The 12767-nt window shown below is 69.4% G+C and carries 13 protein-coding genes; 10 read left to right on the top strand and 3 right to left on the bottom strand.

The features are described from left to right. The first annotated feature begins 98 nt into the window (after nucleotides 1-98). From AC04ME_RS01895 to AC04ME_RS01880, 4 genes are all read left to right on the top strand, one after another. Nucleotides 99-506, top strand: coding sequence for a GntR family transcriptional regulator (locus AC04ME_RS01895; protein ID WP_042541223.1), 408 nt, complete (start codon nucleotides 99-101; stop codon nucleotides 504-506). Beyond that, nucleotides 503-1420, top strand: coding sequence for an ABC transporter ATP-binding protein (locus AC04ME_RS01890; protein WP_475433282.1), 918 nt, complete (start codon nucleotides 503-505; stop codon nucleotides 1418-1420). The genes AC04ME_RS01895 and AC04ME_RS01890 overlap by 4 nt, the downstream gene beginning before the upstream one ends. Next, nucleotides 1420-2106 carry a hypothetical protein gene (locus tag AC04ME_RS01885; protein ID WP_042541219.1) on the top strand — a complete coding sequence of 229 codons (687 nt, stop codon included), beginning with the start codon at nucleotides 1420-1422 and terminating at the stop codon, nucleotides 2104-2106. The genes AC04ME_RS01890 and AC04ME_RS01885 overlap by 1 nt, the downstream gene beginning before the upstream one ends. A gap of 158 nt (nucleotides 2107-2264) precedes the next feature. Further along, nucleotides 2265-3410, top strand: coding sequence for an FUSC family protein (locus AC04ME_RS01880; protein WP_475433280.1), 1146 nt, complete (start codon nucleotides 2265-2267; stop codon nucleotides 3408-3410). Nucleotides 3411-3413: 3 nt separating this feature from the next. On the opposite strand, the gene AC04ME_RS01875 is transcribed toward AC04ME_RS01880, so the two are convergent. After that, a complete protein-coding gene (locus tag AC04ME_RS01875; RefSeq protein ID WP_052492972.1) occupies nucleotides 3414-3995 on the bottom strand; it encodes a helix-turn-helix domain-containing protein in 582 nt (193 codons plus the stop codon). A gap of 75 nt (nucleotides 3996-4070) precedes the next feature. Between AC04ME_RS01875 and AC04ME_RS01870 the strand changes: the two genes are divergently transcribed. Then, nucleotides 4071-5477 (top strand): MFS transporter, encoded by a 1407-nt coding sequence (locus AC04ME_RS01870; RefSeq protein WP_475433277.1) that lies wholly within the window; start codon nucleotides 4071-4073, stop codon nucleotides 5475-5477. A 46-nt stretch (nucleotides 5478-5523) separates the two neighbouring features. Here AC04ME_RS01870 and AC04ME_RS01865 read toward each other — a convergent pair whose 3' ends face one another. Further along, entirely contained in the window at nucleotides 5524-6111 is a 588-nt protein-coding gene (locus AC04ME_RS01865; protein ID WP_156145931.1) for a hypothetical protein, read from the bottom strand. A gap of 226 nt (nucleotides 6112-6337) precedes the next feature. On the opposite strand from AC04ME_RS01865, the gene AC04ME_RS01860 reads away from it, so the two are divergent. Beyond that, the gene (locus AC04ME_RS01860; protein ID WP_475433275.1) at nucleotides 6338-6796 is read left to right on the top strand and encodes a GyrI-like domain-containing protein; all 459 of its coding nucleotides are present in this window, start codon (nucleotides 6338-6340) and stop codon (nucleotides 6794-6796) included. Between the two features lie 30 nt (nucleotides 6797-6826). On the opposite strand, the gene AC04ME_RS01855 is transcribed toward AC04ME_RS01860, so the two are convergent. After that, nucleotides 6827-7045 carry an SCO4848 family membrane protein gene (locus AC04ME_RS01855; protein ID WP_042541213.1) on the bottom strand — a complete coding sequence of 73 codons (219 nt, stop codon included), beginning with the start codon at nucleotides 7043-7045 and terminating at the stop codon, nucleotides 6827-6829. Between the two features lie 91 nt (nucleotides 7046-7136). Here AC04ME_RS01855 and AC04ME_RS01850 point away from each other — a divergent pair, with 91 nt between their 5' ends. The 4 genes from AC04ME_RS01850 (at nucleotide 7137) to AC04ME_RS01835 (ending at nucleotide 12672) form a co-directional block, all read left to right on the top strand. After that, entirely contained in the window at nucleotides 7137-7763 is a 627-nt protein-coding gene (locus AC04ME_RS01850; protein WP_231567584.1) for an RNA polymerase sigma factor, read from the top strand. Continuing rightward, a complete protein-coding gene (locus tag AC04ME_RS01845; protein WP_042541211.1) occupies nucleotides 7760-8242 on the top strand; it encodes a hypothetical protein in 483 nt (160 codons plus the stop codon). Before AC04ME_RS01850 ends, AC04ME_RS01845 begins: the two co-directional genes overlap by 4 nt. Nucleotides 8243-8449: 207 nt before the next feature. After that, nucleotides 8450-10024 carry a S8 family peptidase gene (locus AC04ME_RS01840; RefSeq protein ID WP_475433272.1) on the top strand — a complete coding sequence of 525 codons (1575 nt, stop codon included), beginning with the start codon at nucleotides 8450-8452 and terminating at the stop codon, nucleotides 10022-10024. Between the two features lie 149 nt (nucleotides 10025-10173). Then, a complete protein-coding gene (locus tag AC04ME_RS01835) occupies nucleotides 10174-12672 on the top strand; it encodes a CHAT domain-containing protein (protein WP_475433270.1) in 2499 nt (832 codons plus the stop codon). The last annotated feature ends 95 nt before the right edge of the window (nucleotides 12673-12767 follow it).

The raw sequence follows: 12767 nt of genomic DNA, 5'->3' as shown, positions 1-12767 counted from the left end.
ACCACGGGCGCGCCGCAGACGGAAGAGACCGTTGACACGATCCAGGTTCAGTGGTTACCTAGTCGAGTAACTAACCCATCAACCACAGCGGAGGACTCGTGATCGAAGAAGGCAAGCCGCTCTTCCTCCAGATCGCCGAGCAGATCGAGGACTCGATCCTCGACGGCTCACTCTCGGAGGAATCGCAGGCGCCCTCGACCAACGAGCTCGCCGGCTTCTACCGGATCAACCCCGCGACAGCAGCCAAGGGAGTCGCCATGCTCACCGACAAGGGAGTGCTGTACAAGCGCCGCGGCATCGGCATGTTCGTCGCCGCCGGAGCGAAGGATCTGCTCCTCGGCGAGCGCCGCGCCGCATTCGCCGACCGCTACATCGACCCGCTCCTCGCCGAGGCCCGCACGCTGGGGCTCGGCGCCGAAGACCTCGCCGCCCTGCTCCGCGAGCGGGCAGCGCAGGCAGCCCAGACATCGCAGACACCCCAGACAGAAGGGAAGACCCCCGCATGACCGCCGTCATCGAGGTGCAGAACCTCACGAAGCACTACAAGGAGAAGAACGCACTCGACAACGTGTCGCTCACCCTCGAGGGCGGCGCGATCTATGGACTGCTCGGCCGCAACGGGGCGGGCAAGACCACGCTCATGTCGATCCTGACCGCGCAGAACTTCGAGTCGTCGGGCACCGTGCGCGTCTTCGGGGAGCACCCCTACGAGAACACGCACGTCCTCAACCGCATCTGCTTCGTGCGCGAGAGCCAGAAGTACCCCGACGACGCATACCCGCGTCACGCGTTCAAGGCTGCGAGCCTGTTCTTCCGCAACTGGAGCCAGGAACTCGCCGACGAGCTCATCGAGCAGTTCCAGCTGCCGATGAAGCAGACGATCAAGAAGCTCTCGCGCGGCCAGCTCTCGGCCGTCGGGGTCATCATCGGTCTCGCCTCGCGCGCCGAGCTGACCTTCTTCGACGAGCCCTACCTGGGTCTCGACGCGGTCGCCAGACAGATCTTCTACGACCGTCTGCTCGAGGACTACGCCGAGCACCCCCGAACCATCGTCCTCTCGTCGCACCTGATCGACGAGGTGTCGAACCTCATCGAGAAGGTCATCGTGATCGACAACGGGCAGATCCTGCTCGACGAAGACACGGATGCCGTGCGCGACCGCGCCGTCACCGTGGTCGGCGACGCCGCCAAGGTCGACGCCTGGGCATCCGGCCGCGAGGTTCTGCACCGGGAGACCCTCGGCCGAGTCGCCTCTGTCACCGTGCTCGGGGCGCTGTCCGCCGCCGACCGCGCCGAGGTCACGGCATCCGGTCTCGATCTCGCTCCGGTGTCGCTGCAGCAGCTGATCGTGCGTCTCACCCAGAAGGCCGAGGCGGGCACTGCCACCAGAGCCTCAGCCGCGAAAGAGGAGGTCCGCTGATGCGACGCACACTCAACGTCATCCGCCTGCAGCTGATCAACCGCCAGACGTTCATCTGGGTGCCGCTGATCATCCTCGGCTCCGCGGTGGTCATCTCGATACTCATCTACGCGATGATCCCGACCGAGGGCCCGAAGTACGGCGGCGGCGGCCAGGCTCCGCTCTGGTACTTCTTCGCCATCGGCCTCTCGGCGATGACACTGACCTTCCCGTTCTCGCAGGCGATGAGCATCACCCGGCGCGACTTCTTCTTCGGGACCATGCTCACGGCGATCCTGGGCAGCGCGTTCCTGGGGATCGTGTTCCTGATCGGCGGGGGCATCGAGACCCTGACGAACGGATACGGCATCAACGGCTACGTGTTCTACCTGCCGTGGCTGTGGGAGGCGGGTCCGCTCGGGGCGTTCACCGTGTACTTCACCCTCGCCCTCTTCCTGTTCGTCGTCGGCTTCACCGGGGCGACGATCTACAAGAGCTGGGGACCCACCGTTCTCACCATCGCGGGCGTCGGTCTGGGCCTCATCCTCGTGGGACTCGCCTTCCTCGCCACGAGACTCGAGCTGTGGGATGAGGTGTGGCGGGGGATCCTCGACGCCGGCGCGCTCGGACTCGCACTGTGGGGCCTCGTCGCGACCGCGGTGCTCGCGGGCATATCGTTCCTCGCCTTCCGCAGGGCCATCCCCTGATCACCCGGTGATCACTCGGCGCCGGTCGCTCCTCACGGGGCGGCTGGCGTCGTCGCGTTCCGACCGCTACCCGCCCTCACCGCCAGATGCAACCAGGTGCGAGGACGGATGCCGAACGGCTAGCGTCATCCCTTCGGGGAGGATGACGAGAGGATGCCGTGACGAACATCAGAACACGAGTGCGCGCGCGCCGCCCTGGCATCGTGCGCTCGCTGCGCGAGGCGGTCGACCCCGCCCGGCTGCTGCTCGTCACCAAGACCGCACTGGCGGTCGGACTCGCGTGGCTGATCGCCCCTCACACGCCCGGAGTCACCGACGAGTACCCGTACTACGCGCCGCTCGGCGCGCTCGTCACCATGTACCCGACGCTGATGGGGTCGGTGCGATCGGGCCTGCAGACCCTGCTCGGACTCGCCACCGGCATCGGACTCGCCGCGATCGTCGTGCTGACCGTCGGGCCGACGTGGTGGTCGATCCCGGCCGTGGTCGGCGTCGGCGTGCTGGTCTCGGGCACCGGCTGGTTCGGCGTCGGCCGAGAGTACGTGCCGATGGCCGCGCTGTTCGTGCTGATCGTCGGCGGCCAGAACGCCGACGAGTACTCGCTCGGCTACCTCGTGCAGATGGGGGTCGGAGTGGTCGTCGGTCTCATCGTGAACCTGGTGATCGCCCCCGCGCCGCTCACTCTCGCCGCCGCGGCCAAGGTCGACGCCTTCCGCACGCAGCTGAGCGAGCACCTGCACGACATCGGATCGGCCGTCTCGGAATCCTGGCCCCCGGAGCACGAGAAGTGGGCCGACGATGCGTCATCGCTCGCCGACACGACGTCAGAGCTTCGCACCGCGCTGTCTGACGCCGACGACAGCCGGCGAGGCAACCCACGTGCGTTCGGGCGCCGCGGAGAGACGCAGCACATCCACGCCGAACTCGCGCGACTCGATCGCATCGCCCACCTGATCCGCGACATCTCCGACGAGGTCGCCGACACCATCTGGGATCGCCCTGGCGCGCTCGAACTGGATGCGGCGCTGCCCGAACCGCTCTCGGCCGCGTGCCACGCCGTCGCCGAGGTCATCGTGCAGCAGGATCCGCTCACGCCCGCAGATCACCGCGCTCGCGGGGAGGCGGCCCGTGCGATCAGGCTGCTGCTCGCGACCGTCGACGACCGCACGATCGATGTGCGGCGCTCGATGGGCCCCGGCGTGCTCGCGGCCATGCAGCTGCGCCGCATCCTCATCCTCAGCGGCCATCGGGAGCCGGAAGAGACAGCGGAGGACGAGGCCGCGACGGAGCCGGAGGGCGCGTAGCGGTCAGATCGTGTCGTCGGCGGCGACGAGATCGATCTGCCAGAAGCGGCCTTCAGGATCGTCATCGTCATGCGCGGCTTCAGCCTCGGCCACCGCCTTGTCGAAGATCTCCATGACCGCCGTGAACTCGGCCTCGGTGAGCCGGGTGGTCCGCTGCTGGAACACGGCGTGGATGCCCGAGGCTCGACCTCCGTAGTACTCGGGCGACCACGCGATCACACGCTGGAGAAGGTCCTGGTGCTCGGTGGCCACGGCTCGCACGACGGCGTCGCCGAGCTCCTCGTCGGCCACCGGGTGGTCGGGGTCGCCCACGCTCATCGCACCCTTCACCGGCGCCCAGACGCGGTCTCGACGATCTCGCGCGTGCTCCGGAGCCTCGACGATGAGGCCCGCATCAGCGAGGGTGCGCAGGTGGAAGCTGACGCTGTTCGCGGCGACCTCGAGCTCGGCGGCGATGTCGGCCGCGCGCATGTGGTGGCGTCGGGCGAGCAGGCGAAGGATCTTTCGCCGCAGTGGATGCGTGTAGGCCTTGAGCATGGCCGTCGTCATCCATACGGGATCTTCACCGTGAATGCCGTCGCCCATGCTCAGATCCTACTCGCACGAGTCATTGCGCAAGAGTAGTTGCGCAAGTCTTCTTGCGGAACTACTCTCTAGAGCATGACGACGACCGTGACCGCACCACACCGGCTCTGGCGGAACGCCCGGTATCTGACCTGGCTCGTGAGCGACACGAGCAAGGGTCTCGCGGCGACGCTGTTCGCCTTCGCGATCCCCCTGCTCGCCCTGGTGGTCACCGATGACCCCGCTCAAGCGGGAATCATCGGCGGTGCGGGCATGGTCGCGCGCCTGATCCTCACGCTCGCCGGCGGCATCCTGGCCGATCGGCACCGGCGCATCGTCCTCATGCTCATCGGCTCGCTGATCGGCATCCTGCTGGCGGGGGGTTTCACACTGCTGGCTCTCGCCGATGCTCTCACCTTCGGCACCCTGCTCGCGGCGAACGTGCTGCTGGCCGCGCGCAGCGGTCTCTTCGACGTCGCCGGTGAGAGCGCGATCAAGGAGATCGTGCCCGACGACGCGATGGGCAGGGCTCAGGCGGCGAACCAGGGGCGGGATGCCGCGCTGCAGCTGGCCGGCGGCCCTCTGGGCGGACTGCTTCTCGGCGTGGGCGGCTGGCTGGTCGGCGCCGTCATGACTCTCTGCCACGCCGTCGCCGCGGTGACGGCATGGATGCTGCAGCGAGCGACGCGCCGCGCCGGAATCACCGACACGGGGGCGGAGGCCGATGCAGATGCCGAGCGGCCGTCCGGAGAGCATCCGAACAGCGACGGGCGTATCGCCGCGGGGCTCGCCGCGGATCCGGCAGACGGTCTGGGCCTCCCCCCAGACACCGCATCGGATGCCGGTGCGCGAGGCAAGACCAGCGCATGGGCAGAGCTCCGCGAGGGCTTCGCCTGGTTGTTCTCCCGACCAGACCTGGGCGGCGTGCTCCTCATCATCACGATCATCAACCTCGGCTTCAACGCCGCGATCACGACTGTCATGTACGCACTCCAGCAGGCCGGCTACTCCGAGCTCCTGATCGGCTCGCTGGGCGCTGGCGTGGGTGCGGTCATGCTCGTCGGGGCGATCGTCGCCCCGATGCTCGTCCCGCGCATCCGCACGGGAGTCCTCGCCATCGCGGGTCTCTCCGGGGGCGCGATCGGCTCGATCCTGCTCTCGACGGTCACCGAACCGTGGGCGATCGTCGTCGTGCTCGGCGCCTCGGTGCTGCTGCTTCCCGCCCTCAACGCGGGGATGATGGGCTACTTCATGGTCGCGACGCCGACACAGCTGCTCGGACGGGCGAACAGTGCCGCGGGCGTTCTCGGCATGGGCGCGCTGCCGCTCGCGCCGCTGATCGCGGGCTTCGGCCTCACCTGGATCGGCCGCGAATGGACGATCCTCGTGTGCGCGGCGCTCTGCATCGTCGCCGTCGCCCTCGCGCTCGGCAACCGCGCGCTGCGCGCCCTGCCGGTCGAGGCGCGCTGGGCCGAGCACGCGAAGCAGTACGAGAACGCCTGAGCCGTACGTTCGCGCCGCCTGCCGCGTCGTCGGCTCTCGCGGTGGTTCACGTCGACGATCGGGAGTTCTCGAGCTTCGCGACACGCAATGAAAGGAACAGCGACAGGCTCCCGAGCAGAAGCTGGGCGATGATCACGGAAGCATCGATGCTGATGAAGGTGATGACGTCTTGGCTGACAGTGAGTGCGTGCCAGAACCGTGCGAAGAGAGCCGCTGCGATGAGCGCCGGAACATAGCGCCACAGGCCGGGCAGAGCTCCCCGCCATGCGATGACGATCACGGAGACGATCAGGAGCCCTGAGCCCAGGACAGGCGCCACGATCAAACCGTACGCAAGAGGTTCGGAGAGTGGGAGCCGCAGAAAGTCGAACCACCCGGCGTACGCGTGGCAGATACCGAAGCCGATCAGGGCGATCCTGCCCACGATGCTCTTGCCCACCACGCTGCCGCCGCCGCGCACCCCCACCGCGAACACGATCAGAGCCGCAAGCACGAGGCTCGGTATGAGTGCACCGGGAAGGTAGGTGACTCGATACTGCCAGGGCAACAGCGGGTAGACCGCGAAATGGGCTGCCTGACTCAGAGCGGCAGCGAGCAACAGCGCCCCTCCCCACAGCAGCGTCCGATTGGGCAACGACCCTCGGCTCTCCCGAGAATCCCGGCGCCCCGCCCCATTCTCACTCGTCGCACTTCGCATCAGGCCCCCCAGCTCCATCGCGGGGCCAGCGCCCCCCCGGCGTCCTCACCCTACGTCCACCATTTCTGGTCCGCCACACCACGCTGGCCGATGTCGGCGCCTCTGCGTAGGATCGGCGGCACGCGCACACGCCCTGGCACGCACACGAACTGAGGAGACGACGATGTCCGCCATGCAGATCACCGAGAAGCCACTCCCCTACGTCCGCCTCGCGGCACTGACCGAGACCGTCGCCTCGCAGCCCGAGGTCGCGGCCGTCGTGGGCCCTCTGTTCGACCAGGTCGCCGACGCCCTGAGTGATGCGGGGGCTACGCCGGGGCTCCCGATCGCCGAGTACGACATGAACAAGCACGGCGTGCGCATCACGGTCGGCTTCGTCTATGACGGCCCCGCCGTCGACGGGCTCGTCATCATCGAGCTGCCGGCCGTCGAGTCCGCGTTCACCGCCACGCACCTCGGCACCATGGCGACCATCGACGACAGCTGGCATGCGCTGAACGAGGCGATCAGCAACGGCGGCGTCACCGCCGTCGGTGCGTGCCGAGAGGTCTATCTGCGGTCGGAATCCGAAGATCAGGTCGACTGGATCACCGAGCTGCAGCAGCCGGTCACCCGCTCCTGACCGCCTTCGGGCTGACCAGGGCGCTGACCCTCAGAGCGCTCCGGCGAGCCCCGCGATGCCGACGATCACCGAGATCAGTGCGAGCACCAGGGCGATCGCGATCAGCACGGCATGTACCTTCAAGAACGTCGTCGCCTTGCCGTCGGCATCCCGAGCCCGGGGGTCCGTCGCGACGCGCTTGTAGAAACGGGGCCACACCAGCACGTTGAAGGCGGCGTTGAGGAACAGGACGACAGCGAGAGCGATCACCTCCCCACGCTAACGCCTCGGAAAAAATACCGAGTCCATGTATCAGCAGGCTCTTGCCGTGCTCCTGACTGGTGTGATCACAATGGGACTCATGATCGACGGGGCACCCGACGGCGCCGGCCTCGATCCTGCACCGGACGACGGTGCGGCTCGCTGGAGGCGAGCCGCCGAGTTCTTCGACGCTTGGCGAGACGGCGACAGCCGCGCGATGGACGACCTCGTGCGGCTGATGACTCCTGTGCTCTGGCATGTCGTGCGGGCCTATGGGCTCGAGCGCACCCTCGCTGAAGACGTCATCCAGACGACGTGGCTGCAACTGGTTCGGGGGCACCGCGCCATCACCGATCCGAAGGCGGTCTCAGCCTGGCTCACCACCACCGCACGCCGCGAGGCCTGGCGGGCCGGCAAAGCGCACAACAGGGTCGACACCACGGAGTCGGATGCTCTCGACGCGCTGCTTCCTGAGCAGCAGTCGGCCGAGCATCACGCCACTGTCGGAGAGGAGAATCGCCGGCTGTGGGCTGCGGTGCATCGCCTCGCCGACCGGTGCCAGCGCCTGCTGAGGGTGATCGCCTTCGAGGACCGACCCGACTACGCCCGCCTCGCCGCCGACCTCGCGATGCCGGTCGGCAGCATCGGCCCCACCCGCCAGCGTTGCCTCGCGAAGCTGCGCGACCTGCTCGACGCACCGACACCACGAACGGAGGGCGGCCCATGAGCGAGAACGATGGCGCCAACGGCGGCGACAACCACGAAGATGCCGAGCTGTTCGCGCAGCTGCGTTCACTCTGGCGCGACGTCGACCCGATGCCCGCCGCCCTGATCGATCGCATGATCGCGGCCGTAGCGGCCGAGGGCCTGTCGGAGGAGTACGCGCTGCTCACCCTCGTCGACGAACCGCTCGGTGCCGTGCGCGGCGACGCCGACGCTTTGACCCTGCAGTTCAGCGACGGCACCACCAGCATCCTGCTCCACGTCACCCGCACCGCGACCGGCGCACACCGCGTCGACGGCTGGGTCGACTCGACATCGGGTGGGATCGAACTCGCGCAGGGCGAGCGCATCCGCACGACGACGGCCAACGACACAGGTCGCTTCGTGTTCGACGACGTCCCGGACGGACTGACTCTCGTGCGTCTCAGCACCACGGTCGGCGATCAGGAACGAATCGTGTCGACCCCGCAGTTCGAGTTGTGATCCACCGCGGGGCGACCCGCGCACGATGCGGGGTGACCCGCGCAGACCACCGCTGGGCGACTCCCGCACCTCGCAGGATCCTCCTCACGGGACGCGGGGCATCCCGCACACACTGCGGGTGATCCCGCACAGGACGCGGGTCCGCCCGCACAGGACGCGGGTCCGCCCGCACAGGACGCGGGTCCGCCCGCGAGGAGAGGACCGACGATGGAGCAGCCCAAGGGGTGGAGCTGGCAGGACAGAGCTGAGGGATCGATCAGACGCGGCACGGCACTCGATCCGTCGGTCGAGCCCGTCGACGGCGTCAGGGCGTTTCCCACGGCCTACCTGCAGGAGCGTCTGCTGATCACGCAGGATCAGGAGAACGGCCAGGAGGAATACGACCAGGAGATCCACGAGCTGCGCGAAGCGGCCGGGTCGTTCGGCTGGAACCTCGAGATCGAATCGCCGGATGCTGTCCGCGCCGCCGGTCCGCTGGTTCCCGGGGTGCCCGGCTTCGTCCGCGCCCGCCTCACCACCCCCGACGAGCCGACCCGCGGCGAGTCTCCGGTGCCGCCCGACGCCTGGCGCGTCCTGCAGCGCGCCCGCCGCAGCTCCGGCACGCCGATGCCGAGGACCAGCCTCGAGCACGTGCTGTCGATCGACCCTGTCGGCCTCAATCCGTTCAGCCGCACGAATCCCTTCAGCCGCACCAACCCGTTCAGCCGCACCAACCCGGTGCGCGGCGCGGGCGGAGGCGCCGGCGGCAGCGATGACTACCTCGAGCCGGGGCGCGGCGCGCGCCAACCGGTGACCTGGCTCGGGCCGGCACCGCGACGCACCGCCACCCCGAAGCGCGGCCGCCGCCCCGTGGTGGCGGTGCTCGACACCGGATGCGGCGTGCACGACTGGCTGCCGGACGACATCGTCACCCGGCACATCGAGATCGACGGCGTGCCGATCGGCCTCACCGACGACGCCGACCCCGAGCGCTATCCCGACCTCTACGGGCAGCTCGACGGCGAGATCGACGCGGTCGCCGGGCACGGCACGTTCATCGCGGGAATCATCCGCCAGACGGCACCGGATGCCGACATCCTCTCGATCCGCATGGCCGGCGCGCTCGGCGTGATCGACGAGAGCACCTTCCTGACCACGGTCGCCCAGGTCGTCGAACTGCTGCGGCGACACCGCGAGGACCCCTCGACGGGGCATCCGATCGACATCCTCAACCTGTCTCTCGGGTATTACCACGAGACGCCGACGGATGGCCTCTTCAGCAGGACGCTGCACGCCCTGTTGACGAAGGCGCGGGAGCTCGGGTGCGTGGTGGTCTGCTCGGCGGGCAACGACGCCATCGACCGGCCGTCGTTCCCGGCCTCCCTCTGGCCGTGGCCCGGAGCCGACAACGGCATCCGTCGCGATGATGACGCGCCCCACGTGTCGGTCGGAGCCCTCAACCCGTCGGGCAGGTCGGTCGCGCTGTTCTCGAACGTCGGCCCGTGGGTGCAGGTGTACGCGCCCGGGGCCGCTGTGGTCAGCACGTCACCCGCCTTCGTCGGTGGCGAGCAGGCGACCACCAGGGCAGATGTCGACGGCCTGCGCCGAGAGACGATCGACCCCGACGACTACCGCGGGGGCTTCTCGATCTGGAGCGGCACGTCGTTCGCGGCGCCGTACGTCGCAGGGCGCATCGCCGCTCAGCTGGGTTCGGTGCCCGCACAGGGCGTCACTGCGGATGCCGCGGCCAAGGCCGTAGCCGCGGTGCTGAAGACGCTGCCGTCGCCGGTGACGGGCGGGTAGCCGGGCCGTTCGGCTGAGGATCCCCCGGATGGCTGCCCGCACAGGGCCGGTTCGGCGGCCATCCGTGCATCGGCCAGCCACCCGGACTCAGAAAGCCGGATGCGGCCGCAAGCCTTCCCTGAGACGCGACATACCGCCATTCTGGTGAAGTGCCACTGTCTGCTGCCGAGCTGCATCAGCGCGGCGTCGACGCAGCCAACTCCCGACGGTTCGCGCAGGCGCGGCGTGCGCTGACGACCGCGTCCGCGCGCACCGACGACGCCGATCTGCGCGCGCGCATCGACGGGACCATGGCCTACGTCCTCGCCCAGACGGGCCAGCCGGCGGAGGCCGAGCGCCTGTCGCGCGCAGCGCTGTCTCGACCGGGGCTGAGCGAAGAGACTGTCGCCCTCGCGAACGGGCAGTTGGGCACCCTGCTCATGCACGGCGGACGCCTCGATGAGGCCGACCTCTTTCTCACGAAGGCGATCGACGGCCTCGACGAGGGCTCGATCGAGAGCGCGAACTGCCTGATGAGCCGGTCGATCGTCAGCATGCAGCGGCACCGACTCGACGACTGCTCGGCCGACCTGCAGCGAGCCATCGCCGCCTATGAGGCCCACGGGGCAGACGCACCGCTCGCCGAAGCCCGCCACAACCTCGGCTACGCCGCGCTGCTCGGAGGCGACCTCGTCACAGCGCTCGGGCTGATGACCCGATCGCGGCCGATCCTCGCCGCCACGAGCGACCTCGCCGCAGCGATCAGCGACCTCGACCGCGCCGAAGTGCTGCGCGACGCCGGTCTCACCACAGAGGCCGAGGAACTCCTCGGCACGGTCGCGGTGCGGTTCGGAGCACAGCGGATGCGACAGGCGCGCGGCGAGGCCGAGTTCCACCTCGCCCGGTCGCTGCTACGGCATGACGCCGCCTCTGCCGAGCGTGCCGCCGCGACCGCATCCCGCCGCTTCGCCGCGCTGGGAAGCGAGAGCTGGGCAGCGCGTGCCGAGGCGGTGCGACTGGAAGCCCGACTGCTCGCTCACCCGAAGGCCACGCCGAACGGCGAGGACTTCGCGCGCACCGCCGCAGCGCTCGCCCGCGGAGGATTCCGCACCGAGGCCACTGCCCTGTCTCTCACGGCACGCCTCGCTGACGGAGGGCGACTGCCACGGCTCACCCGCGATGCCCCGACTCCCCTGCGCCTGCGCGAGCACGAGGTCCGTGCGGTGCGCGCGGCGTCTGCAGGCAAGGATGCCGATGCCCGCCGTGCCGCCGCCGCCGGCCTCGATCTGCTCACCGCGTGGCAGCAGTCGTTCGGCGCGCTCGACCTGCAGGCGTCCGTCGCGATGCACGGCACCGAGCTGATGTTCACCGGACTCGCCGCTGCCGCACGATCACGCGACCCCGAGGTGCTGTTCGAGTGGTCGGAGCGCGCCAGGCATCTGAGCCAGCAGGTCGCTCCCGTTCGCCCACCGCACGACGAGGAGCTGTCGGCCGACCTGGCCGAACTGCGCATGCTGCGCGCCGACCTCGCGGGGTCGGACTGGACGACCGATGCCCGGGTGCGCGAGCTGCGGGATCGGGTTCGCGACCGGCAGTGGTCGTCGACCGGAGTCGGCGGAAGCCACGAACGCCTCGGGCTGCGCGAGACCAGGGCCCGGCTCGACGATGACACGGCGATCCTCGCGTACGTCTTCTCGCGTGACGAACTGCTCTGCGTCGTGGTGACGGCATCCGCGTCGTCGATCGTCGAGCTGTCGCTGCCGCGCATCGAGGCTGCGCTCGACGGTCTCCGCGCCGACCTCGACGTCGCAGCGCTCACCCATGGCGGGCCGATGGCGCCGGTCGTTCAGCGGTCTCTCGACGAGAGGCTGCGCCGACTCGACGAGGCCCTCCTCGCGCCTGCCCGCGCGGCGGCGGGAGGGGCTGCCCGTCTCACGCTGACGGTTCCCGGCATCCTCGGCGGCATCCCCTGGGCGATGCTCCCCGGCATGCGCGGAACGCCGTTCACGATCGCGACCTCGGTGTCGCGCTGGCTCGGCGAGTCGCCTCGACGTCCCGATTCCACGTCGACATCTCGCCTGGCGGACGCCTCGCAGATGGCGCCTTCACGCACGGACGGGGCCTCCACACCGGCCCCGACGGCAGGGTTCGCGACCGGCCCTCGGGTCGCGCGCGCCGAAGAGGAGGTGCGCCGCGCCGCCGGAGCGTGGCGCGACGCGCGGATGCTGACCGGTGAGCGCGCGCGGGTGTCGGCCGTCACCGAGCTCGCCGAGCAGGTCGACGTGCTGCACATCGCCGCCCACGGTCGTCACGCGGTCGACAACCCGCTGTTCTCGGGGTTCGAGCTCCACGACGGCACACTGTTCGGCTACGACGTCGACCTGATCTCGCGGGCGCCGGCCACCGTGGTGCTCTCGGCCTGCGAGCTGGGCCGCTCGTCGGTGCGCTGGGGCGAGGAGGCATTGGGCATGACGAGGGTCTGGCTGCACGCCGGCACCGGCTGCGTCATCGCCGCACCGGTGGTGGTGGCAGACGACATCGCCTGCGAGCTGCTCGGCGCCGTGCACGTCGAGTTGGCGGCCGGTGCGCCCCCGGCCGTCGCGCTGGCGGCCGCAGCCGAATCCACCGGACTCCGTGCACCGTTCCAGTGCCACGGAAGCGGTCTCTGAATCTTTTCTCCACTCGATGTATCAGAACATCGGTGGCCCGCTCCTTATCTCCAGAAGGTGCCGGCGAAGGGCTTCGGAAACGAAGCGCGAGGGAG

Source organism: Microbacterium sp. LjRoot205 (assembly GCF_056175745.1).
The sequence above is the reverse complement of the archived record's forward strand: the minus strand, read 5'-3'. Positions and strand labels throughout refer to the sequence as shown.